Origin of the sequence: Myxococcus eversor (assembly GCF_010894455.1) — a bacterium.
In the GTDB taxonomy this organism is placed as follows: Bacteria; Myxococcota; Myxococcia; order Myxococcales; family Myxococcaceae; genus Myxococcus; species Myxococcus eversor.
Genome location: NZ_JAAIXY010000011.1, coordinates 374,557 through 400,591 on the forward strand (window position 1 = coordinate 374,557; position 26,035 = coordinate 400,591).

Here is a 26,035-nt window from a genome sequence, read left to right on the forward strand (position 1 = left end):
CGCAAAGGCCGACGAGGGTATCGGGGCCGACGCCGAGGGAGCGCAGGTGACGAGCGAGTTGGTTGGCGCGGGAGTTGAGCTGAAGGTAGGTGAGGGAGGAGGACTCGAAGCTGACGGCGGGAGCGTGCGGAGTGCGCTGCACCTGGGCTTCGAAGAGCTGGTGAGCGGTGGTGTCCGGACGCGCCTGGTGCGTCTGGTTCCAGTCCACCAGCACCTGCTGGCGCTCGGAGGCTGTCAGCATGGGCACTTCGCCTAGCGACCCGGAGGCGTGCGCCACCACCCCTTCCATTATCACCTGCCAATGCCCAAGGAGCCGGTCGATGGTCTCGGGACTGAAGCGCGCCTCCTCATACGAGAAGGTGAGCACCAGTTGCGGTCCCGGTGTGATGCCAATCGCCAGTGGATAGTTGGTGTGATCGAAGGTCTGGCTGTCGATCACCTGGAGGGCGCCGGAGCGCTGCCGGAGAGAGGCATCGAGGGGGAAGTTCTCGAAGACCAGCAGCGAGTCGAAAAGCGAAGAGCCGCGAGGCAGCTGGCTCCAGGACTGCACCTGCACCAGGGGGGTGTGCTCGTACGCTGCCTGGGTGGACTGGCGCTCCTGAAGCTGGCGCAGCCAGGAGAGCACCGGCTGGTGGGCGTCGAGCTGCACGCGCACCGGCAGCGAGTTGATGAAAAGGCCCATCATGGACTGCGAGGAGGGCAGCTCATCGGGGCGCGCGGCGGAGGTGGCCCCGAAGACGACATCGGAGTCGCCGGAGTAGCGGCTCAGCAGCAGGGCCCAGGAGGCTTGCAGGAGGGTGTTGAGGGTGAGCTGGTGGCCGCGGGCGAAGTCCTGGAGGGCGGAGGTGGAGGAGATGGAGAGGGCCAGGGAGCGCTTCCCCATGGACCTCGGGCCGGACGCCGGGGCCGAGGATGAAGCGCCCGGAAGCGGCGTGGGGGAGCGGAAGCCCTGGAGCTTTTCGCGCCAGAAGGACTCGGTGGAGGGGCGCGAGGGGTGGCGCAGCCAGGCGATGTAGTCGCGGTAGAGGGGCCTGGGCTGCAGGCGGGGCGGACGGGAGTGCAGCAGGGCCTCGTATGTGGCGAAGAGGTCCTGCAGAAGCTGACCCACGCTCCAGCCATCCAGGAGCAGGTGGTGCTGGCTCCAGACGAGCTGCCAGGAGGACTCGCCCATGCGGAGGATGGCCAGACGCATGAGGGGAGGGCAGGTCAAGTCGAAGCCGCGAGCGCGGTCCTCGGCGAGGAATGCGTCGCGCTGGGCCTGCTGCTGATCGGCGTCAAGGTCGCGCCAGTCGTGCTGGAGCCAGGGGAGCTCGGCACGCGAGTGCACCACCTGGAGCGGCTCGGTCAGCCCTTCCCACACGAAGCTGGTGCGAAGGACGGGGTTGTGCCGCACCAACAGCTCCCACGCGCTCCGGAAGCGCTGCGGATCGAAGTGGCCCTGGAGTCGGAACGAGGACTGGACGAAGTAGACCCCCGAGTCAGGGGCGAGCAGGGTGTGGAAGAGAATGCCCTGCTGCATCGGGGAGAGCGGGTAGATGTCCTCGAGGTTCGGACCGAGGCGCTTCAGGAGGCGGTCGAGCGCGTCCTGCTCCAGGGCGGCGATTGGGAAGTCCGCCGGAGTGAAGCGGCGCGCGTCCTCGGTGGTGCGCCCGGCGATCAGCGCGCGCAGACCGGACAAGAGCCCCTGCGCGAGCGCCTCCACGGTGGCGCGCTCGTGCAGGTGCGTGCTGTATGTGAAGGACAGATGCAACTGGCCTCCGCGCACGAGTCCACCCACCTCGAGCTGCTGGCTCGACTCGTGGCCTGGAGCCACCGATTCACCCACTGACTCATTCGCCAGGGCGAAGGTGGCGCTGCTAGCGGCGTCGAATTGACCGAGGTAGTTGAAGGAGACCTGGGCGCGCGGAAGGGCGCGGAGGCGAGCGGCGGCCTCTCCAGAGGTGAGATGCCGCAGCAGTCCGTACCCCAGGCCCTTGTTGGGCAGCCGGCGCAGCTCGTCGCGCACGGCGCGCAGCGCGTCGCCCGGCGAGGAGGAGTCGGGCAACTGGAAGAGGACGGGGTAGGTGGCGGTGAACCAGCCGACGGTGCGCGACAGGTCCACGCCCTCGAAGAGGTCCTCGCGGCCATGGCCTTCCAGCTCCACCAGCACGGAGCCGTGGCCCGTCCACTGGCGGAGGGACTGGGTGAGCGCGCCCAGCAGGACGTCCTCGAGGCGGGCCCGGTAGGCGGCGGGCACCTCGTGCAGCAGGGTGCGCGTCTCGTCGGCGTCCAGCGAGAGGCTGAAGGTGCGAGACGAGGCGAAGGTGTTGGGGCCGGCGGCGCGGTCCACCGGAAGCGGACGCACCTGGGCCCTGGCGTCGTTCAGCCAGTAGTCCAACTCGTGCGTCAGTGCTTCGGAGTGGGCGTGCTGCTGGAGCTTCTCGGCCCAGGCCTTGAACGATGTGGACTTGGCCGGCAGCTCGGGCTTCTTGCCCGAGCGCAGCTGGGTGCAGAGGCTCTCCAGGTCCTCGACGAGCACGCGCCAGGAGACGGTGTCGACCGCCAGGTGGTGGGCCACCAGCAGCACACGGGCTGGACGGTCAGCGCCCAGCGAAATGTGGGCGGCGCGTAGCAGCAGGCCCTCCTCCAACGAGAGGCTGGCTTGCAGTCGCGTGGCCTCGGCTTCCAGGGCCTGGGCCTGCTGGGACTCGGGCAGGGAGGTCAGGTCCACGCGCACCAGGTGCAGCGGGGCCTCCAGGCCCGAGGCATGCTGGCTCCATCCGCCCTCGGGCTGGGGCGAGTACTTCATGCGCAGCGCATCGTGGTGCTCGACGAGTCGGCGCAGGGCGTCCTCGAGCACGGAGGCGTCCAGGGGCGTGCGCACCTGCAGCAGCAGGGCCTGGTTGAAGGGGTGCGGCAACGGCGAGGACTCGAAGAAGGCATGCTGCACGGGGGTCAGCGGCACCGGCCCCCGCACCAACCCCTGCTCTCCCAGGTTGGACGGGTCCTGCCGGGCCACCGCGGCCAGCGCTTCCACCGTCTGGTGCTGGAAGAGCTGGCGCGGCGACAACCGCAGCCCGGCCTGGCGCGCCCGCGCCACCACCTGCAGGCTGACAATCGAGTCGCCTCCCAACTCGAAGAAGTTGTCGCGGATGCCGACCCGGGCGCGGCCCAACACCTTGGACCAGATGTCCACCAGCGTCTGCTCGGTGGCATCGCGCGGGGCCTCATAGGCCGAGGACACCTCGGGCTGCTGGCTGTCGGGAGCGGGCAGCGCCTTGCGGTCCACCTTGCCGTTGGCCGTCAGTGGCAACGCATCGAGGCGCACGAAGGCACCCGGAATCATGTACTCCGGCAGCCGCTCCTTGAGGTGCGCGCGCAGCTCGGCCACGGAGGCCTCGCCGACGACGTAGGCCACCAGGCGCTTGAGGCCATGGTCCTCTCGCGCGACGACGACGGACTGGTGAATGGCCGGGTGCTTCAGCAGCGCCGCCTCTACCTCCGGCAGCTCGATGCGGAAGCCACGGATCTTCACCTGCGTATCGGCGCGCCCGAGGAACTCCAGCACGCCGTCGGCGCGGCGGCGCACCAGGTCTCCGGTACGGTACATGCGAGCGCCGGCCTCGGGGCTGAAGGGGTCTCGCAGGAAACGCTCGGCGGTGAGCTCGGGCTGGCCAAGGTAGCCGCGCGCGAGCCCGTCACCGGAGATGAAGAGCTCGCCGGGCACGCCCACCGGGAGAGGCCGCAGGAGGGAGTCGAGGACGTACAGACGGGTGTTGCCGATGGGGGTGCCAATGGGGACGGAGGCGCCCACCTGGGAGGCATCCGTCATGCGGAAGCAGGAGGCGAAGAGCGTGGACTCGGTGGGGCCGTAGCAGGCCGTCACCGGAATGCGCAGCTCCTCCAGCACGCGGCGCACGTGGGGCGCGGAGACGACGTCGCCGCCGGTGAGCAACTGCTTCACCGAGCGCAGGCCCTCGAGGTTTGCGTCCACCATCTGGGTGAAGAGGCCCGCGGTGAGGTGGAGGGTGGAGACGCGGTGGCGTTCCAGGACGAGCTGAAGCTCGCTCACGTCATTGGGGGCGTGGGGCGGGAAGAGGACGAGCCGGCCACCGTGGAGCAGCGGTCCCCAGACCTCGAGCGTGGAGGCATCGAAGGAGATGGGGGCGATGAGCAGGAAGGAGTGCTGGGGTCCCAGCTCCATGAAGTCGACGCGGCCCAGCAGCAGGCGCATGACGGAGCGGTGCTCGATGCAGACGCCCTTGGGCCTGCCGGTGGAGCCGGAGGTGAAGTCGATGTAGGCCAGGTTGCGCGAGGTGGTGGAGGAGGCGGGCGCGGAGGTGGGCTGCCGCTCCAGGGCGTCGGAGACCTCGTCGAGCAGGACGAGCGTCAGGCCTTCGGTGGGCAGGCGCGAGGCGAGGGCACCAGAGGTGAGGAGGACCTGAGGTTGTGCGTCCTCGAGCATGTGGGCGAGGCGCTCGCGCGGGTAGTCCACGTCGAGGGGCACGTAGGCGCCACCGGCCTTGAGGATGGCGAGCAGGGAGACGACGAGCTCGACGGAGCGCTCCAGGCAGAGGGCGACGCGAGAGTCGGGGCCGACGCCATGGCGCTGGAGGAGCCAGGCGAGCTGGTTGGCGCGCTCGTCGAGCTGGCGGTAGGTGAGTCGCTGGTCCGCGGACTCCAAGGCGATGGAGTCGGGGCGCAGGGCGACCTGCTGGGCGAAGACGTCGTGGATGCAGGAGTCGCGCGGGTAGTCGTAGGCCGTGTCGTTCCAGCCCTCCAGCACCTGGTGCCGCTCCGCGTCCAAGAGCAACGGCAGCGAGGACGTGAGCTGCCGCGGGTCGGCGACCATGCCTTCAATCAGCCGCCGCAGGTGCCCCGCCATGCGGGCCACCGTCGAGGACTCGAAGAGGTCGGTGCTGTAGTCGAGCGTCCCGCGGAAGCCGTCCTTCGTGTCCTCCAGCGTCAGCGTCAGGTCGAAGCGCGAGGTGTGGCTGTCCACCGGCACCGGCTTCAGGGAGAGGCCCGGCAGGGCCAGCTCGGGAATGGGCGCGTTCTGCAGGATGAACATCACCTGGAACAGCGGCGTGCGGCTGAGGCTGCGCTCCGGCTGCAGCGCATCCACCAGCTTCTCGAAGGGCACGTCCTGGTGGGCGTAGGCGCCCAGCGTCGTCTCACGCACGCGGGCGAGCAGCTCTCGGACGGAGAGCTCCCCGTCCAGCTTCGTGCGCAGCACCAGGGTGTTGACGAAGAAGCCGATGAGCCCCTCCGTTTCGCCCCGCGTGCGGCCGGCGATGGGCGAGCCGACGCTGAAGTCGTCCTGGCCCGAGTAACGCGACAGCAGCACCTGCCACGCGCCGAGGAGCGCCATGAAGGGAGTGACGCCCTCACGCTGCGCCAGGGCCTTGAGCGCCTCGGACAGCTCCCTGGAGAGCGCCACGGGCTGCTGGGCACCACGGAAGGACTGCACCACGGGACGAGGCCTGTCGGTGGGCAGCTCCAGCGACTCCGGCGCCCCGGTGAGCTGCTGGCGCCAGTATGCGAGCTGCCTCTCCAGCACTTCTCCCTGGAGCCAGCCGCGCTGCCAGGACGCGTAATCGGCGTACTGGATGGGCAGCTCGGGCAGCGTCGCTTCATGGCCGGAGATGAAGCCCTCGTATAGCGCCGCCATCTCACGGATGAGCACGCCCAGAGACCAGCCGTCGGAGACGACGTGGTGCATGTTCAGCAGGAGCACGTGCTCGCGCTCGCCAAGCCGCAGCACCGTGGTGCGCAGCAGCGGCCCCCGGGCGAGGTCGAACGGCTGCGATGCCTCTTCGCGCGCCAGGCGGAGCATCTGCTGCTGGCGCTCATGCTCGGGCAGGTGCGTCAGGTCCACGGCCGTGAGCGGCACCGGGAGCTTCGAGGCAATGACCTGGATGGGGCCAGAGGACTCGGCGTGGAAGGTGGTGCGCAGGGACTCGTGGCGCTGGACGAGCGCGTTGAAGCCGCGCTCCAGGGCCGTGATGTCCAGCTCGCCCTCCATCCCGACCACGGCCGGGATGTTGTACGTCGCGCTTCCCGGCTCGAGCTGGTCGAGGAACCACAGCCGCTGCTGGGAGAAGGACAGGGGCAGGGCCTGCGTCCTGGGCACCGGCAGGATGCGCGGCGCCGAGACTTTTCCGTCTTCCACGGCGGACTGCTCGGGAATGACGATGCCTGCCTGCTTCGAGAGGAGCGCGGCGAGGCTGGCCACGGTCGGGGCCTCGAAGATGTCGCGCAGGGCCAACTCCACGCCGAAGGTCTCGTAGATGCGCGAGACCGCCTGCGTGGCCAGCAGCGAGTGTCCGCCCAGCTCGAAGAAGCTGTCGTCCAGGTCCACGCGCTCCACCTTGAGCAGCTCCGTGAAGATGGCGGCGACCTGCTTCTCCACGGGATTGCGCTGTGCCTCGGTGAGTTGCTTCACCAGGAGGCTGGAGAGCCCCGCGACCGTGGGTGCCTCGAAGACATCGCGCAGCGACAGCTCCACGCCAAAGGTCTCGTAGATGCGCGAGACGGCCTGCGTGGCGAGCAGCGAGTGACCGCCCAACTCGAAGAAGCTGTCATTGCGGCCGACGCGCTCCAGGGTGAGGAGCTCGGCGAAGATGGCCGCGATTCGCTCCTCTGTCTCTCCGAGAGCGGCGCTGTCTTCCTCGTTCAGATCGGACCCCGCCCGGTCCGGAGCGGGCAGAGCGTTGCGGTCGAGCTTGTCGTTGGAGGTGAGGGGCAGGGCCTTCAGTGCGACGAAGGCGGAGGGCACCATGTACTCGGGCAGCCGCTGGAGCAGGTGGGCTCGCAGCGCGGCCGTGTCCAACTCGTGGCCATCAGCGAGCACGGCGTAGGCGACGAGGCGGCTGTCACCGGGCACGTCCTCACGCACGAGGGCGACGGCCTCGTGGATGGACGGGTGCTGAGCGAGCACGGCTTCGACTTCGCCCAACTCAATACGGAAGCCCCGCAGCTTCACCTGAGAGTCGGCCCGACCGAGGAAGTCGAGCTCACCCGAGGCCAGCCACCGGACGCGGTCCCCGGTGCGGTACATGCGCGCGCCGGGCGTGGTGCTGAAGGGATGGGGGACGAAGCACTCAGCGGTGAGGTCGGCGCGGTGCAGGTAGCCGCGGGCGAGGCCGGGGCCACCGACGAAGAGCTCTCCGGGCACGCCGAGGGGCACCGGGTGCAGGGCGGAGTCGAGGACGTACAACTGCACGTTGGGCAGCGCGCGACCAATGGTGAGGTGATTGGGATTGACGGGGCCGGGAGTCACGGAGGCGCAGACGGTGACTTCGGTGGGGCCGTAGGCGTTGAGAAGCAGCCTGCCCTGGCCCCAACGTCGGGCCAATTCAGCAGGCAGGGCCTCACCAGCGGAGGCGAGCGTGCGCAGCGAGTCCAGGCCTTCGGGCGAAGTCTGTGCCAGCACCGAGGGCGTCAAGGTGGCGGTGGTGATGGCCTGCTTCTGCAGCAGCGAGTGAAGGGGCAGGCCGGGCATGAGGGCGTCGCGCGGCGCGAGGCAAAGCTGGGCGCCGCTGAGCAGGGCGGAGAAGCATTCCCACACCGAGGCGTCGAAGCCGAAGGCGGCGAATTGCAGTGCCTTCTGTCCCGGCTCCAGGCGCAGCGCGCCCGCGGCGGCGAGGGCGGTATTGCACAAGCCCCGGTGCGTCAGCAGTGTGCCCTTGGGTTGGCCGGTGGAGCCGGAGGTGAAGATGACGTAGGCGAGCTGGTCGGCCTGGGCCACGGGCGTCAGGTTGTCGTCGGGAAGCGAAGCGAGCTGGGCCCAGTCGGAGTCGAGGCAGAAGAGCATCTCACTCTGGCTGGGGAGCTCGTCCGCGAGGTGCTGCTGGGTGAGGAGCACGGGAGGCCGTGCCTGCTGAAGCATGAAGGCCAGGCGCTGGGCGGGGTAGCTGGGGTCCAGCGGGACGTAGGCGCCACCGGCCTTGAGCACGCCGAGCATGGCCACGACCATGTCGAGAGAGCGCTCGACGCTCAGTCCGACGAGAGTGTCGGGGCCGACGCCGAGGGAGCGCAGGTGGCGAGCGAGTTGGTTGGAGCGGGAGTTGAGCTGAAGGTAGGTGAGGGAGGAGGACTCGAAGCTGACGGCGGGGGCGTGAGGCGTGCGCTGCACCTGGGCTTCGAAGAGCTGGTGTGCGGTGGAGTCCGGACGCTCCTGGTGCGTCTGGTTCCAGTCCACCAGCACCTGCTGGCGCTCGGAAGCCGGCAGCATGGACAACTGAGAGAGGCGCAGACTCGGAGCGGCCACGGCCGACTCCAGCAGCGTCTTCAGGTGGCCCATCATCCGCTCGATGGTCTGTGCCTCGAACAGGTCGGTGCTGTACTCGCACAGGAAATCGAGCCCGTGCGGCAAGTCGGTGAACTCGACGGTGACGTCGAACTTCGACGTGTGGTCGTCCACCGGCAGCAGCTCCATGGAGAGGCCGGGCACCTCCAGCCGAGGCTGAGGCAGGTTCTGGAGGACGAGCTTGACCTGGAAGAGGGGCGCGTGGCCGAGGCTGCGCTCGGGGTTGAGCGCGCGCACCAGCTCCTCGAACGGCACGTCCTGGTGGGCGTAGGCGCCCAGAGAGGCCTCGCGCACGCGGCCCAGCAGCTCGCGGAAGGTGGGGTCACCGTCGAGCTTCGTGCGCATGACGAGCTGGTTGATGAAGAAGCCGACGAGGCCTTCGGTCTCCGAGTGGGTGCGGTTGGCGATGTCGGTGCCGACGACGATATCCGTCTGACCGGAGTAGCGGGCCAGCAGCAGGTCGAAGGCGGCCAGCAGCGTCATGTACAGCGTGACGCCCTCTCGCTGGCTCAGCTCGCGCAGCGACGAGGCCAGTTGGGCCGGCAGGGTGAGGACGCGGGTGGCGCCGCGGTAGGTGCGCGCTGTCGGACGCGGCTTGTCGGTGGGCAGTTGCAGCAGTTGAGGAATGCCGTCGAGCTGCTGGCGCCACCAGCCGAGCTGGCTTTGGAGCACTTCGCCTTCCAGCCACTGGCGCTGCCAGGCCGCGAAGTCCGCGTACTGGAAGGCCAGCTCGGGCAGGGGCGAGGGACGGCCCGCTGTGAAGGCCTCGTAGAGGGCGGCCATCTCACGGACGAGGATGTCCATGGACCAGCCGTCGGAGATGATGTGGTGCATGGTCAGCACCAGCACGTGCTCGCGCTCGGCCAGCTTCAGCAGCAGCACGCGCATCAGCGGAGCGCGGCTCAGGTCGAACGGGCGCTGGACTTCGACGAGGATGCGGCGCTCCACCTCGGCATCCTGGGAGGCGTGCGGGACGGTGGACAGGTCCACCACCGGCAGGGCCAGGACGACGTCCGAGGCAATGCGCTGGACCGTCATGGCGTGGGCGGTGTGGAAGGTGGCGCGCAGGCCCTCATGGCGGAGGATGGCCGCGTCGAAGGTCTTCCGCAGGGCGTGCACGTCCAGCGCGCCTTGGAGCCGGAGGACGGCCGGCATGTTGTAGAGAGGGCTGTCCGGCTCCAGCCGGTCGAGCACCCACAGGCGCTGCTGCGCGAAGGACAGTGGCAGCGTGTCGGTGCGGGGCAGCTTCCGCATCGACGGGTGCTGCCTGACATCGCGGTGGGCCTGGATGGAGGCGTCGATGCGCGCGGCCAGTGCGGCAACGGTGCGTGCCTCGAAGAGCTCGCGCAGCGGCAGTTCCGTGGAGAAGAGCGACCGCACGCGGGCAACGACCTGGGTGGCCAGCAGGGAGTGGCCGCCCAGGTCGAAGAAGTCATCGAGCGCGCCGACCCGCTCCACTCCGAGCAGCTCGCTCCAGACGCGCGCGAGCGCCTCCTCCACGGGCGTGCGCGGCGCCACGTACTCCGCGCCCAGCTCGGGCCGGGCGAGGTCCGGAGCCGGGAGGGCCTTGCGGTCGACCTTGCCGTTGGGAGTCAGGGGCAAGGCGTCCAGGGCCATGAAGGCCGAGGGCACCATGTACTCGGGCAGTTGCTCGCGCAGGAAGCCGCGCAGCGCCGCCAGGTCCATCCCAGGCGCCGAGGGCACCACATAGGCCACCAGACGTGCCTCCGCCGGGCCGTCCTTGCGTGCCGCCACCACCGTCGCGCGCACGGACGGGTGCCGGGCGAGCACCGCCTCCACCTCGCCGAGCTCGATGCGGTACCCGCGCACCTTCACCTGCTGGTCGACGCGGCCGAGGAACTCCACCGTTCCGTCCGCGTGCCAGCGCACCAGGTCGCCGGTGCGATACATGCGCGCACCCGGCGTGGCTGAGTACGCGTCGGGCACGAAGCGCTCGGCGGTCAGCGCGGGCCGCTCCAGGTATCCGCGGGCGACGCCCTCTCCGCCGATGAAGAGCTCCCCGGCCACGCCCACCGGTACCGGACGCAGCCACGCATCCAGGATGTAGAGGGCCGTGTTGGCGATGGGGGTACCGATAGAGACGGGCCCTGTTACTGCTTCCACGGTGTGCGTGGAGGACCAGATGGTCGTCTCGGTGGGGCCGTACATGTTGATCAGCACGCCGCCGCGCAGGGCACCGCGCAGCCGGGTGGCGAGCTCTGGCGGCAGGGCTTCGCCGCCGACGAGCAACTGGCGCACGGAGGCGAGCGATTCGAGTCCACGGGACTCGGTGAGCAGCGCGTGGGCGCGCGAAGGCGTCAGTTGCAGGTGGGTGACGGCGTGTCGCAGCAGAGACTCGGCCACCTGGCCCTGCTCGGCCTCGGTGTGCACGACGACCTTGAAGCCGCGGCACAGCGTCCACAGCAGCTCCAGCACGGAGATGTCGAAGGAGACGCTGGTGACGGCCAGCCAGGTTCCGGAGGAAGAGGCGCCCAGACGCGCATCCATCCCCGCGAAGAAGTTGGCGACGTTGCGGTGCTGCACCATGACGCCCTTGGGGGTGCCAGTGGTGCCCGAGGTGTAGAGGACGTAGGCGAGGTCCTCGGGGTGGGCGCCGCCGGACGGGGACACGTCCGCGAGGGTGCCGGCCAGGCCGGGCTCGTCCAGGAAGACGCACTCGATGCCCGCCGCCGGGACAGTGCCGGCCAGGTTCCGCTGGGTGAGCAGGACGCGAGCCCCACAGTCGCGAAGCATGAAGGCCAGGCGCTCCGCGGGGTAGGAAGGGTCCAACGGGACGTAGGCGCCACCGGCCTCGAGGACACCCAGGAGCCCTGTCACCAGCTCCACGGAGCGCGAGGCGCACACGGCGACGAGAGCACCGGGCCGCACGCCGCGGGCGCGAAGCTGGTGGGCGAGGGCGGAGGCACGTGCCTGCAGCTCCCGGTACGTCAGCGCGGAGTCACCGCACACCAGGGCCACGGCCTCGGGCGTGCGCGCTGCCTGCGCCGAGAAGAGCTGGGCCAGGGTGGCCTGACGTTCGAAGGGCGTGGCGGTGTCGTTCCACTCCCGCGTCACCCGGCGCTCTTCCTCGGGGGACAAAAGCTCCAATGCGCCGATGCACTGGCCGGGCTGAGCCACCGCGCCGGCCAGCAGCGCGCCCAGGTGCGCCACCATCCGCTGCGCGGTGCTTGCCTCGAACAAGTCCGTGCTGTACTCCAGCGTGCCGCTCAGCCCGTCGGCCGTGTCCGTCAGCGACAGCGTGAGGTCGTACTTCGCGGCCGGAGACTCCACGTCCAGCGACAGCAGGGACAGGCCCGGCAGCGTCACGGAGGGAAGCGGGTCCTGCTGAAGCAGGAGCATCACCTGGAAGAAGGGGGAGCGGCCCAGGTCGCGCTGGGGCCGCAGCTCCTCCACCAGCTTTTCGAAGGGAACGTCCTGGTGCGCGTACGCGCCGAGCGTCACCTCGCGCACCCGGCCGAGCAGCTCGCGGAAGGTCAGCTCCGCGGAGAGGTGGGTGCGCAGCACCAGGTTGTTGATGAAGGAGCCCACCAGGCCTTGCAGCTCGGCGCGGCGGCGGCCGGCGATGGCGGTGCCGACGCTGACGTCCTGCTGGCCGGAGTAGCGGTGAAGCAGCGCCTGGAAGCCGGCGAGCAGCACCATGAAGGGAGTGCCGCCCTCGCTGCGCGCCAGGGACTTGAGGGCCTGGGTCAGCTCACGCGGCAGGCGCACCGGCACGCTGGCACCGCGGAAGGACTGCGCAGTGGGGCGAGGCTTGTCGGTGGGCAACTCCAGGGCGTGCGGGGCGCCAGAGAGCTGCGTGCGCCAGTACGCCACTTGAGAGTCCAGCACCTCGCCGCGCAGCCACTGGCGCTGCCAGCGCGCGTAGTCGGTGTAGCGCACGGGCAGCTCGGGCAGGGGCGAGGGGCGGCCCGCGGCCAGCGCCTCGTAGAGCGCCGCCAACTCGCGGACGAGCACGCCCATGGAGGTGCCGTCGGAGACGAGGTGGTGCATCGTCAGCGACAGCACGTGGGTGCGCTCGGCCAGCCGCAGCAACACCACGCGCAGCAGCGGACCGGTCTCCAGGTCGAAGGAATGTCGCGCCTGCGCGAGGGCGTGGTTGCGGGCCTCGTCTTCACGCCGCGCCTCGGGCACACCGCGCAGGTCCACCACCGGCAGCGCCACGGTGAGAGAGGGGGAGACGAACTGCACGGGCTGGCCGTCAGTGGTGGCCACCGTGGTGCGCAGCGCCTCGTGGCGCTGGACGAGGACGTCGAAGCAGCGCTGCAGCACGGCCACGTCCAGCGCCCCCTCCAGCCGGAGGGCGGCGGGGATGTTGTAGACGGGGCTTGTGGGCTCAAGCTGCTGGAGGAACCACAAGCGCTGCTGGGCGAAGGACAGCGGCGCCGGTCCGGTGTCGTCACCGCGCTCCAGCGCCGGCATGCCCCGGGTCGCCAGGGCCGAGGACCGGGCCGCGAGCAGCTCCAGTGCCAGCTCGCGAGGCGAGGGCCCGCGCAGCAGCGCGTCCATGGAGAGGGCCACGCCCAGCGCCCGCTCCGCGTCGTGCGCCAGCTCGGCGGCGCCCAGCGAGTCCAGGCCATATCGGGTGATGGGCTCGTCCGAGGCCACCGCCTCCACTCGCACGCCCGCGCGCGCGGCCAGCCGCTGCCGCAGCCAGTTCTCAATCGACTCGGCGGTGTCCAGCGCTCCTTCGCCCGAGGCCTCGGGCGCTTCGGCCGTGGGAGCGGTGGCCACTGTTTCGCGCCACGCCAGCACTTCCCGCAGCTCGCCCGCGAGCCAGGCCGCGCGCGTGCCCTGACGCTGAATCTTCCCGCTCGATGTCTTGGGAATGCTGCCGGGCTCGATGAGCACCAGCGCGTGCAACTGCACCTCGTGCAGCTCCGCCAGCCCCTGGCGCACCGCCGCGAGCACTTCCTCCACGGAGGCCAGCTGCCGGCGCGGGTCCACCTCCTGCACCAGCACCAGGCGCTCCTCGCCCTCCACCTCCACGCTGAAGGCCGCGCCACAACCGGGGCGCAGCGTCGGGTGGGCCTGCTCCGCCGTCAGCTCCAGGTCCTGCGGGTAGTGGTTGCGGCCGCGAAGGATGAGCAGGTCCTTGAGACGGCCGGTGACGAAGAGCTCGTCCCCGCGCAGGAAGCCCAGGTCCCCGGTGCGAAGGAAGGGCCCGTGGCCGTCGGCCGTCCTCGCATTGAAGGCACGCGCCGTCTCTTCCGGACGCTGCCAGTAGCCCTGCGCCACGCTGGCGCCACGCACCCAGACTTCACCCACCTGGCCCGCCTCGCACGCGCGCAGCGACTCGGGCTCGACGATGAGGACCTGCTGGCCCTGCATCGTCTGTCCGCTCCCCACCAGCACGCGAGCATCCTGCGCGTCGGCCTCGGCGGGCTCCACGCGGTTGCGGCCCAGGGGCTCCGCCTTCACCGCGTGCTGCGCGGGGCCCGTGCCCTTCTGCACGCCGGTGACAATCAGCGTGCCTTCGGCCAGGCCGTAGCAGGGGTAGAGGGCCTCACGCCGGAATCCGCACGGGCCGAAGGCCTCGACGAAGCGCTCCAGCGTCTCGGGACGGATGGGCTCCGCGCCGCAGAAGGCCAGCTCCCAGCGGCTCAAGTCCAGTTGCTGGCGCTGCTCAGGGGAAATCTTCCGCGTGCACAACTCGAAGGCGAAGTTGGGTCCGCCGCTGATGGTGCCGCCGAAACGTGAGACGGCCTCCAGCCAGCGCAGCGGACGCTTGAGGAAGTCCAGTGGGGAGAGCAGCGCGACGGGGAAGCCACCGTAGAGCGGCTCGAGGATGCCGCCGATGAGGCCCATGTCGTGGTAGGGCGGCAGCCAGATGACACCCACGCTGTCGTCGTGCGCGCCGAACGAGCGGTGGATGTGGCTCAGGTTGTCCAGCAGGTTGGCGTGGGTGAGCATCACGCCCTTGGGCGTGCCGGTGGAGCCCGAGGTGTACTGAAGGAAGGCCAGCGAGTCGGAGGACAACTGGGGCCGCTGCCAGGAGGCCGCGGCGTCGGAGGGCAGCGCGTCGGTGGCCAGCCAGTGAAGGTCCTTCAAGTCCGGGGCGTGCTCGAAGAGGAAGTCGCCCATGGAGAGGATGAAGGAAGTGGTGAGCACCACGGTGGCCTGGGCGTCGCGGATGACGGCGCGAAGCCGGGGCAGGGTGCGCTCCAGGCGCGAGGGGTCCGGCGGATAGGCGGGGACGGCGACGAGGCCCGAGTAGAGGCAGCCGAAGAAGCCGGCGATGTATTCGAGTCCCGGAGGGTAGAGCAGCACGGCGCGCTCCCCCGAGGCCGCCACGGCCTGGAGGGCGCCGGCGATGCGGCGGGCGTGCGCTGAAAGCTGCGCGTAGCTGAGCGTCGGCTCGGCCTCGTCCTCGAGGAAGCGGTAGAGGAGGGCGTCGGGCTTGTCAGCGACGCGCCCGTCGAGCAGGTCGAGCAGCGTGGTGGAGCGGGGGGTGGGGGACGGAGAAGACATGGAGGTGGCGACTCGGGGCGGCCCGCGGAGGAGACGCGCGAAGAGAGAACGAGAGGAATTTCAGCGGCCGAGGGACAGGCGAGCCCTGGAGGGCCACGCACACGGCGGAGAACGGCCGGAGGCCTGGAGCCTCCTGCGAGGCCGCGGGGTGGGGCCGACTTCCTGCCCGCCGCCCGATGCGACGCCCTCGAGAGAGAAGCGCCCGCGGGCGAAGGTATCAGGGGCGTCCCAGAGCGCCGGGAGCCGGTGAGGCACTGGCAGGCACATCATCATTCAGGCATTCCTGGCTTTAAATACTTAACAGTCATTCTAGATTTTACGGTGCCGATTGGAAAGCCAGGGTGGCCCTGGAAAGCCCGCTGGCGTCGCTCATCCGGTGCACGAGGCCGGGGAGGAAGCTGCCGTGGGCTCCCGCGCTGGAGACAGGCGCAGCAGCAGCAGCGCCATGGCGCTCCACACGGTGAGCGTCGCCAGGGCGCGCAGCGTGGCCACCACCAGCATGGCCGTGACGTCCTGGAGCCCGAGGAAGTAGGGGTGAAAGGCCAGGACGACGATGAGGGTCCCCAGCAGTACCCGCTGTGGCGTGGGAGCCCCCGGCGCCAGCACGACGTCGCGACCCAGCAGGTACAGGACCGGGAGAAGGAACACGAGGTGGGGGCCCCAGGAGATGGGAGACACCTCGAAGGCCGTGGCCAGCACGAGGCAGATCTCCAGGTCGGCCCGCTCGGGCGTCCGCGGCATGCGGCTGGAGCGCCACAACACCCAGGCCATGACGCAGGCGAGCGCCGCGCACAGCGACGTGGCCACCAGGGAGGCCAGCTCCCTCGGGACGGGGTTGTTGGGGAACGCCGGGTTCTTCAGGAGGAAGCGGCCCGTCAGCCCCGGCAGGCTCAGGTTCGACTGCTCCGAGACACCCGGTATTCCCCTGGGCATGCGGATGAGCGAGCTGCCACTCACGACATGCTCATGCCACTGCGCCCATGCGTCGAAAGGAAAGAGGGCCGCGGACAGGCCCACGCCCAGCACGAGGAAGGCGGTGCCCCACAGCGCCGGCCTCCACTGTCCGCGCAGCAGCACCGGCAGCAACAGCAGGCCGAAGTGGAACTTGAGGAACACCGCGGCCGCTGCGGCCAGGCCCCCGGCCCACGCCGCGCGGTTGCCTCGGTACGCGTACCACACGGTGCACAGCAGCAGCAGCAGCACCGGGTTCACCTGCCCCAGGCCCAGCGAGTCGTAGATGGGCGCGAAGCACAGCGTGTAGATGGCCCAGCACAGGAACATCCGCCGCGAGTTCCTCAGCTCGAGCATGCGCGCCAGGAAGGCGAACGCGGCCGCCGAGGCGAGGATGTTGACGACGAGCATGATGCCGGCCGCGGTGGTGAACTCCAGCCCCTTGAACACCCCGAACGCCAGCAGCGAGACCGGGGTGTAGATGAAGGCAGGGACCTGGGTGCGCTCGGGCATCCACTCCCTGCCCAGACGCGACAGCGTCCTCCAGTCATAGGGCGCGCCCTCGGGCGAGAACGCGAGCTGGGCCGCTGTCCAATACGCGCTGAAGTCGAGGTCGCGCTGCTTGGGGAGCCACAGCAGCTCGCGCGTGGCGAGCGTCACCGCGACGAACAGGACGAGCAGCAACAGGTGCGTCCAATACGCGCCGGCCTGGGGCGCGGAGACCTGGCTGGAGGCGGGCGGGGACGTGATGCCAAAGGAGCTCTGCTTTTTCATGGATGGAAGGCCAGGGACTGAAGTTCGAATGGGTCCGGCATCCCAGTTCGCGAGCGAGGTCTCTGGCCCCGTTGCTAGAGGGAGGCCCCGGCCTCGTTGAGCGACTCCATGTCGACCACGAGCTTGCCGCCGGACTGTCCAGCCTCGGAGGCCCTGTGGGCATCCGCGAAGCGCGTGTAGGGGAACACCTGGCTGACGACGGGCCGGAGCTGGCCAGCGTCAATCCAGGCGCTGAGCTGCCGCAAGTCGTCGCCCCGCGGCGTGACGGAAGCCATCAGGAGGCGCGGCCCGGGGAGCAGGGAGGAGGCCACCCTGTCCACCCAGGGCGGAGGCAGGGCCACGGTGACGTACCGGCCCGTCCGCGCCAGCACCTGGCGGCACGCGACGAAGGAGCGGGCGAACGTGGTGTTGAACACGACGTCGTAGCGCTCCGGCTCTCTCGTGAAGTCCGTCCGGCCGTGGTCCAGCACGCGGCCGGCGCCCAGCTCCCGCACGAGCGCCACATGCCGCGCGGAACACACCCCCGTGACGTCGGCGCCGAGGATGCGGGCAAGCTGCACGGCGAAGGTGCCCACGCCTCCCGAGGCCCCCACCACGAGCACCCGCTCACCCTGCTTCACCTTCGCCACGTCCCGCAGCGCCTGCAGCGCCGTGGTGGCGGAGAGGGGCACCGCGGCGGCCTGCTGGAACGTCAGCGAGGCGGGAATCACGGCCAGGGCGGAGCCGGGCAAGAGTGCGTACTCCGCGCTCGCCACGGACCGCATGCTGAAGCCATACACGCGCTCTCCTGGCCGCAGATGGGTGATGGCGGCGCCCACGCTCACCACCTCGCCCGCCACGTCCAGACCGACGCGCTTCGGGCCACTCTGCTCACCCCGAGGAGGCTTGCTGGCGCGCATCCGGCAGTCCCCTGGGCTCACCGCGGTGGCCCGCACGCGCACCAGCACGCCCTTGTCCTGCAAGGCCGGAATGGGAAGCCGCCGCACCCGCAGCACCTCGGGCGGCCCATGCCGCTCCAGAACGATGGCGTTCATCTGGGTCTCTTCCAAGGGATTGGTGTGGGCTGCCATGTCGCCTTCCAGCGGGATTGAGGGAATCAAGAGGCGACCGTGGCCCGACGGGGCTCTGCCTTCTGCGAGGTGGCCGGCATCTCCATCAGCCGGCCGGAGTCGAGCTGGATGATGCGATCCGCCACGTGGAAGTATTGGTTGTCGTGGCTGATGACCACCACGGCCTTCCCAGCGCGTTTCAGCTCCTGCAGGAGCTCCAGGTAGAAGACGTTCTTGAAGGCGGGGTCCTGGTCCGCGGCCCACTCGTCGAAGAGGTAGATGGGCCGGTCCTCCAGCCAGGAGGTGAGCAGCGCCAGCCGCTTGCGCTGGCCCAGCGACAGGGCCGTCGTGGACAGTTCGCCCTCCGCGTTGATGGAGACCTTCTTCTCGAGCTGGAGCCGCTCCAGGTAGCCCTGGAGCCGCTGCGCGCGCTCCGCGGGGGCCAGTCCGAGCAGGCTGTCGAAGAGGTGGAAGTCGGAGAACACCGCGGAGAAGTACTGCCGGTACTGCTGCCGGTTCTCCTCGGTGACGCTCCGGCCGTCGATGCGCAGCTCCCCGGACTCCGGCGTGTAGAGGCCCGTGAGCAGCTTGGCCAGCGTTGTCTTCCCACTGCCGTTGCCGCCAATGATGAAGACGATCTCCCCGGGGGTGAGCTCCAGGTGGATGGGGCCCAGCGTGAAACGGCTGTCGTCGTTTTCGCGGAAGTAGGTGTGGGTGATGCCCGTCACTTCCAGGCGCTCGAAGGAGCGGGGCGCCGGCGGGAGTGGAGCGCCGGTGTCCGGAGGCGAGAGCGTCAGCTTTTCGAGATGCTCCAGCGAGATGTTCCCCTGGGCCAGCACGGGGATGTTCCTCATGAGGGTGGTGAGCGGCTGCTGGAGGTAGAGGGCGGCGAGCGTGTAGCCCATCAGCTCACGGGGGCTCACGCTGAGGACGCGAGGCGCCACGTAGAGCATCAGCCCGATGAAGAAGAGGAAGATGAAGGCCCCCCAGAGCGCGGCGGCGGCGAAGTAGTAGTTGGCGCGGGTATGGGCGCGTTGCAGGGCGGCCGTGGTGGGCTCGAAGCAGTCGTTGACGAAGGCCGTCCGCCGGTCCTGGTGCAGCTTGAGCTCCTTGATGCCGTCGGTGATGCCGCGGAAGGCCTTGAAGAGCAGGGACTGCTGTCCGTGCGACTGCCGGAGGATGGACACACCTCGCCCCTGGGGAATCCAGTAGGTCAGCCCACCCACCAGCAGGAAGAGCATCGTTCCGATGAAGCTGCTCCACGACAGCCAGGCCATGTAGGCCAGGCAGCCCACCACGATGGTGAGGTCGATGAAGATGACGGGGATGAGCCCCAGGCTGTTGCTCATGGACTGGATGTCGTTCGAGAGCGCGGTCTGCAGCCGGTGCGGGCCGGTCTCCTCCAGGCGGCGCAGGGGCGTGGCGAGGATCTGCCGACCCAACTGGAGCCTCAGTTGCTGGAGCTCGCCTTGATGCAGCGAGTTGAGCAGGACCTGGGAGAAGAACCGCGTCAGCAGGCCCATCGTGGAGAGGCCCGCGAAGGCCAGCATGCCCGCGTTCGCGGACATGGAGCCGTTGAGCGTGTTGCCGATGACGGCGAGGAGCCCGGCGCTCATGGCCCCTCCGAGCAGGCCACAGAGGGTGGCCAGGGCAAAGCGGCCCTTGGCCCGTTTGATGAGAAAGAGGACGAGCTTCATCAGGCCATTCCAGTCTTGTTGGGGTCCACGGCCGAGCTCCGTTCAAGGTACTCGGCCAGTCGCTTCGCCAGGTTCTCGACCTGGGGCGGCTGCAGCAGGGTGTAGTGATCGCCCGGAATCACTTCGACATCCACTCCCGCGGTGGCCAGGGCGGCGAAGCCCCGGTCCGACGTGGAGTGTTCCCTCTCGAGGTGCTCGGCGGCGCGGAAGAGGAGGAGGCGGCCCACGTGGGTGCGTGGCGTGTAGCGGCGCAGGGCCATCATGTGGCTTTCGAAGACCCGGCGCAGGGGCTGCAACTGCTCCGAGGCCAGCGTGACGCGCTCCTCGCTGGTGCGCACCAGGTCCCGGAAGAAGAGGGCCTGGAGGTCCTCCGCCGAAGGCGCGGGGGCGTCATGCCGAGTGGGCGGCAGGTGGCTGTCGATGAGCGCCAGGGTGTCCACTCGCGCCCCCTGATCCTGGAGCTGCCGCGCCATCTCCAACGCCACCACGCCGCCGAAGGACCAGCCTCCCAGCCGGTAGGGGCCGTGCGGCTGGAGGCGCCGGACGGTCTCCAGGTGCCGCGCCGCGAGCGCCTCGATGCTCGTCATGGGCTCCTGCGCGCCGTCGATGCCCGGAGCCCGCAGGGCATGGAAGGGCTGCTCCGGCCCGAGCGCCCGCGCCAGCGCGGCGTAGCTGAGCACGTCACCGCCTACCGCGTGGACGCAGAAGAAGGGCGGGCGGGTGCCGTCGGTGTTGAGCGACACCACCGGCGCGTCGGGGGGCGCCACCGCCTCCTCGCGCAGCCGCCGCGCCAGGAGCTCCACCGTGGCCCCCTGGAAGAGGGTGGCCACCGGCAAGGCGCGCCCGAACCGCTCGCGGATGCGCGCCATCATTCCCGCCGCCAGCAGTGAGTGGCCGCCCAACTCGAAGAAGTCGCTGCGCACGCCCACCGGCTGGACGCCCAGCATCTCCTCCCAGAGCGCCACGAGCCGGGCCTCCAGTTCATCCCTGGGCGCCTCGTATCGGTCGAGGCCGGCCGACGCGGCGTCCGGAGCGGGCAGGGCCTTGCGGTCCACCTTGCCGTTGGGTGTCAGCGGCAGGGACTCCAGCACGCAGAAGGCCGAGGGCACCATGTACTCGGGCAGCCGCTGCCGCAGGTGTGCGCGCAGCTCCTCGACGGTGAGGGACGGCGCTGTCGCGGTGCCGGGGGCGGGGACCACGTAGGCCACGAGTCGCTTGTCGCCGGGCGGGTCCTGCCGGGCGAGCACCACGGCCTCGCGCACCGCGGGGTGCTGGGCCAGGGCCCATTCGATTTCTCCCAGCTCGATGCGCAGGCCGCGCACCTTGACCTGCTCGTCGAGCCGGCCGAGGTACTCCAGGCTGCCGTCGGGCAGCGCGCGGACCCTGTCACCAGAGCGGTAGAGACGCTCGCCCGGCGTGGCGCTGAAGGGGTTCGGCACGAAGCGTTCGGCGGTGAGCGCGGGCTGGCCCAGGTAGCCGCGCGCCAGGCCCGCGCCGCCGATGTACAGCTCCCCGGCCGCGCCCGGCGGCACCGGCCTCAGGTGCCGGTCCAGCAGGTACACCTGGGTGTTGTCGATGGGACGGCCGATGGAGGGCAGCGTTCCGGTGGAGGATTGAACGGCGACGTCGGCGCACGTCGTGACGACGGTGCTCTCGGTGGGGCCGTAGTGGTTGACCAGGCGGAAGCCCTGGTCCCGGCGGGGACGGCCGCGCAGCCGGTCGCCACCCGTCAGCAGGGCGCGCAGGGTGGAGTGCTCGGGCCAGGTCACCTCCAGCGCCGACTCCGCCAGGGGCGTGGGCAGGAAGGTGAGGGTGATGCCCTCGGCGCACAGCCAGCGCACCAGGGCCTCGGGGACGGTGCGCACGTCTTCCGGGGGCAGGTGGAGGCTGGCGCCCGCGGTCAGGTACGGCCACAGCTCCCAGACGGACGCGTCGAAGGCGGTGCCCGCCAACTGCGTGGCCCGGTCCCCGGACGTCACGGCGTAGGTGCGCTGGTGCCAGGCCACGAGGTTGGCCAGGCTGCCATGGCTGATCTGCACCCCCTTGGGGCGGCCGGAGGAGCCGGAGGTGTAGATGACATAGGCGAGGTTGTCCGCGGCGAGCTCCGGGGCCGGGGCCACGGCGGGCTGGACGTCGAGCGCGCCACGCTGCGTGTCGAGGCACACCACGGAGGTCGTCGTGGAGCCCAGGTCGAAGCGCTCCAGCAGGGCCGACCGGGTGAGCAGCACGCGCGCCGCGGAGTCCTGGAGCATGAAGCGCAGGCGCTCACGGGGATAGGCGGTGTCGAGCGGGAGGTAGGCGCCGCCAGCCTTGAGGACGGCCAGCAGGCTCACCCCCAGATCCACCGAGCGCTCCAGCAGCACGCCGACGCACACCTCGGGGCCGACGCCCAGCGCGCGCAGGTGGTGCGCGAGCTGGTTCGCACGCCGCTCCAGCTCTCCGTACGTCAGCGCGTCGGACGCCGAGCCGATGGCGAGCGCCTGGGGCGCCCCCTGGGCCTGGGTGGCGACCTGCTCGTGGACGAAGAGGTCCGGGCGGTAGGCCACGGCGGTGTCGTTCCAGGAGGAGAGGACCTGTTGGCGCTCGGTGGAGGTGAGCAGAGGCAGCTCGGAGAGACGCTGGTCGGGATGGGCGACAATGCCCTCCAGGAGAACGCGCAGGTGTTCGAGCATGCGGCCGGCGGTGGCGGCGTCGAACAAGTCGGCGTTGTAGACGAGGGAGGCGGCGAGGCCGTCCGGCGTGTCGTTGAGGCTGAGCGTCAGGTCGAACTTGGCGACTTCGCCGCCCGCCTCCACGCCGCGCAGCAGCAGCCCTGGCAGGGACAGCTCCTGGCGAGGAGTGTTCTGCAGGGTGAGCATCACCTGGAAGAGAGGCGTGCGGCTCAGGCTGCGCTCGGGGTGGAGCTCCTCCACCAGCTTCTCGAAGGGCACGTCCTGGTGGGCGTAGGCGCCCAGCGCGGTTTCACGCACCTGGGCGAGCAACTGTCGGAAGGAGGAGTGGGAGTCGAGGCGGGAGCGCAGCACGAGGGTGTTGACGAAGAAGCCGATGAGGCCCTCGGTTTGAGCGTGGGTGCGGCCGGCGATGGGAGAGCCGACGACGATGTCGTCCTGGCCGGAGTAGCGGGAGAGCAGCAGCTGGAAGGCGGCCAGCAGCAGCATGAAGGGGGTGGCGCCCTCGTGCTGGGCCAGGGCCTTGAGGGAGTCGGAGAGCTGGCGGGACAGGCGGGAAGAGAGGCTGGAGCCGCGGTGGGACTGCACGGCGGGACGGGGCCTGTCGGTGGGCAACTCCAGGGCCTGGGGCGCGCCGGAGAGCTGGTGGCGCCAGTAGTCCAACTGACGCTGGAGCACGTCACCCTGCAACCAGGAGCGCTGCCAGGCGGCGTAGTCGGCGTACTGCACGGGCAGCGGGGCAAGGGCGGGGAGGGTGCCGGTGGCGCGCGCGGAGTAGAGCGCCGCCAACTCGCGAACGAGCACGCCGGAGGACCAGCCGTCGGAGACGATGTGGTGGACGGTGACGAGGAGGACGTGCTGCTGGGCGTCCAGGCGCAGCAGGGTGGAGCGGAAGAGCGGACCTCGGGCGAGGTCGAACGGACGCATCGCCTCTTCACTCGCCAGTCGCCGGACCTCGGGCTCGAGGCTTCCCTCCGGAAGCTGGCACAGATCCACCACCCCGAGCGGCCAGGCCTGAGCGGCCGGAGCGAAGACCTGGAGGACCTGTTCGCCCGTGAGCAGGAACGTGGTGCGCAGCGACTCGTGGCGGCGGATGAGTTCCTCGAAGGCATACTCCAGGGCCGCCACATCGAGCGTTCCCTCGAGCCGCAAGGCCATGGGGATGTTGTAGAGCGCGCTGCCCGGCGTGAGCTGATCCAGGAACCACAGGCGCTGCTGGGGGAAGGACAGCGGCATCGGCCCGGCATCACGCGCGACGGGGACGAGCGGCGGCACCTGCAGCCCCTGCCCGGCGCGCATCGCGGCGTCCACTCGCGGGGCGAGCGCGGCCACGGTGGGCGTCTCGAAGAGGGCCCGCAGGGGCAGGTCCACCTGGAAGGCGGAACGGATGCGGCTGATGGCCTGGGTGGCCAGCAGCGAGTGCCCGCCCAGCTCGAAGAAGCTGTCGGTCACCCCCACCTGACTCAAGCCCAGCAACTGGCTCCAGATGCCGGCCAGCAGCTCTTCGGTGGGCGTGCGTGGAGCCACGGAGGAGACTCCCCCGGCGGTCAGGTCCGGCGCGGGCAGGGCCTTGCGGTCCAGCTTGCCGTTGGGCGTCAGCGGCAGGGCGGGCAGCACCACGAAGGCCGCGGGCACCATGTATTCGGGCAGCCGCTCCTGGAGGTGCGCGCGCAGATCCAGGATGGAGACGCCCGTCGCATCCCGCGTCGAGGGCTCGTCCTCGGGCACCACGTAGGCCACCAGGCGCGGGTTGCCGGGCATGTCTTCGCGCACCAGGGCCACGGCGGTGCGCACCGCCGGGTGCTGCTCCAGCGCTGCTTCGATTTCACCGAGCTCGATGCGGAAGCCGCGCAGCTTCACCTGGAAGTCGAAGCGGCCGAGGTACTCGAGGGTGCCGTCGGCCAGCCAGCGCACCTTGTCGCCGGTGCGGTAGAGTCGCGCGCCGTGCTCGGTGCCGAAGGGGTTGGGGACGAACTTCTCCGCCGTCAGCTCGGGTCGGTCCAGGTAGCCGCGCGCCAGTTGGGCACCGCCGATGAACAGCTCGCCGGGGATGCCCACGGGCACGGGGTGCAGGTGCGCGTCGAGTACGTACGTCCGCACGTTGCGCAGCGCGCGGCCGATGGAGGGCCCCGCGGGCCTGCTGCTGGCGGCGCACGCTGTCGAGTCCACCGTGCACTCGGTGGGGCCGTAGACGTTGAAGAAGGTGATGCGGGGATGGTGCGCGAGCAGATGCCAGGTGGACTCGCCAATGGCCTCGCCACCAATGAGCACCCGGCTCGGGCCGTCCTCGTCCCGTGTGGCCAGGCCCTCTTCAAGCAACAGGCGCAGGTGCGAGGGGGAGCAGTCGAGCACGTCGAGCCGGTAGCGGCGAATCTGCTCGAGCATCAAGCGCACGTCACCGCGAGCCTCCTCGGAGATGAGGCAGAGGGTGTGGCCATTCGCGAGCTGGATGAGCTGCTTGACGGAGGCGTCGAAGGACAGCGGAGCGTTGACGCTGACACGCAACGGCGGCTGGGCACCTGAGTAGACGGCGGAGTCGAGCGCTGAGAGGAGGTTGACCACCGAGGCGTGCTGAATCATCACGCCCTTGGGGCGGCCGGTGGAGCCGGAGGTGTAGATGACGTAGGCGAGGTGCTCGGCGGTGACGTCGGAGACAGGGAGCGTGGCGGGCTGACGCTCGAGCTGCGCCCGAGCCGAGTCGAGGAACACCACGGCCGGAGTGGCGACGGGGAGCCGGTCCACGAGCCAGTCCTGGGTGACGAGGACCTTCGCGCCTGAGTCCTGGAGCATGTAGCCCAGCCGCTCGCGGGGGAGGGCCGTGTCCAAGGGGACGTAGGCGCCGCCGGCCTTGAGGATTCCGAGCAGGCCTATCAGGGCTTCGACGGAACGCTCGACGAAGAGACCGACGCGCACGTCGGGGCCGACGCCCAGCGCGCACAGGTGGTGCGCGAGCTGATTGGCGCGCGTGTCGAGCTCGCGGAAAGTGAGGCTGGAGTCCTCGAACATCACTGCGGGGACGTGAGGTGAGCGCGCGGCCTGGTCCGCGATGAGCTGATGCAGGAGGGCGCTCCGCCGTGGGGCCGCGGTGTCGTTCCAGGAGGATAGGACCTGTTGGCGCTCGGAGAGGGTGAGGAGGGGCAGCTCGGAGAGACGCTGGTCGGGATGAGAGGCGATGGCCTCCAGGAGAACGCGCAGGTGTTCGAGCATGCGGCCGGCGGTGGCGGCGTCGAACAAGTCGGCGTTGTAGACGAGGGAGGCGGCGAGGCCGTCCGGCGTGTCGTTGAGGCTGAGCGTCAGGTCGAACTTGGCGACTTCGCCGCCCGCCTCCACGCCGCGCAGCAGCAGCCCTGGCAGGGACAGCTCCTGGCGAGGAGTGTTCTGCAGGGTGAGCATCACCTGGAAGAGAGGCGTGCGGCTCAGGCTGCGCTCGGGGTGGAGCTCCTCCACCAGCTTCTCGAAGGGCACGTCCTGGTGGGCGTAGGCGCCCAGCGCGGTTTCACGCACCTGGGCGAGCAACTGTCGGAAGGAGGAGTGGGAGTCGAGGCGGGAGCGCAGCACGAGGGTGTTGACGAAGAAGCCGATGAGGCCCTCGGTTTGAGCGTGGGTGCGGCCGGCGATGGGAGAGCCGACGACGATGTCGTCCTGGCCGGAGTAGCGGGAGAGCAGCAGCTGGAAGGCGGCCAGCAGCAGCATGAAGGGGGTGGCGCCCTCGTGCTGGGCCAGGGCCTTGAGGGAGTCGGAGAGCTGGCGGGACAGGCGGGAAGAGAGGCTGGAGCCGCGGTGGGACTGCACGGCGGGACGGGGCCTGTCGGTGGGCAACTCCAGGGCCTGGGGCGCGCCGGAGAGCTGGTGGCGCCAGTAGTCCAACTGACGCTGGAGCACGTCACCCTGCAACCAGGAGCGCTGCCAGGCGGCGTAGTCGGCGTACTGCACGGGCAGCGGGGCAAGGGCGGGGAGGGTGCCGGTGGCGCGCGCGGAGTAGAGCGCCGCCAACTCGCGAACGAGCACGCCGGAGGACCAGCCGTCGGAGACGATGTGGTGGACGGTGACGAGGAGGACGTGCTGCTGGGCGTCCAGGCGCAGCAGGGTGGAGCGGAAGAGCGGACCTCGGGCGAG

The 26,035-nt window shown here is 70.2% G+C and carries 5 protein-coding genes; all 5 read right to left on the minus strand.

What is annotated here, in order from left to right; genetic code table 11:
* The coding region (locus G4D83_RS23675) for a non-ribosomal peptide synthase/polyketide synthase (RefSeq protein ID WP_163867066.1) at nucleotides 1–14,779 on the minus strand (14,779 nt) is incomplete at its 3' end.
* 369 nt (nucleotides 14,780–15,148) lie between these two features.
* Complete coding sequence (locus tag G4D83_RS23680; RefSeq protein ID WP_163867067.1) at nucleotides 15,149–16,504, minus strand: glycosyltransferase family 87 protein; 1,356 nt, start codon at nucleotides 16,502–16,504, stop codon at nucleotides 15,149–15,151.
* 74 nt (nucleotides 16,505–16,578) lie between these two features.
* Complete coding sequence (locus tag G4D83_RS23685) at nucleotides 16,579–17,574, minus strand: NAD(P)-dependent alcohol dehydrogenase (protein WP_163867068.1); 996 nt, start codon at nucleotides 17,572–17,574, stop codon at nucleotides 16,579–16,581.
* Nucleotides 17,575–17,600: 26 nt separating this feature from the next.
* Complete coding sequence (locus G4D83_RS23690) at nucleotides 17,601–19,250, minus strand: cyclic peptide export ABC transporter (RefSeq protein ID WP_163867069.1); 1,650 nt, start codon at nucleotides 19,248–19,250, stop codon at nucleotides 17,601–17,603.
* On the minus strand, nucleotides 19,250–26,035 hold a 6,786-nt coding region (locus tag G4D83_RS23695), incomplete at its 5' end, for an amino acid adenylation domain-containing protein (protein ID WP_163867070.1). The genes G4D83_RS23695 and G4D83_RS23690, both read right to left, overlap by 1 nt.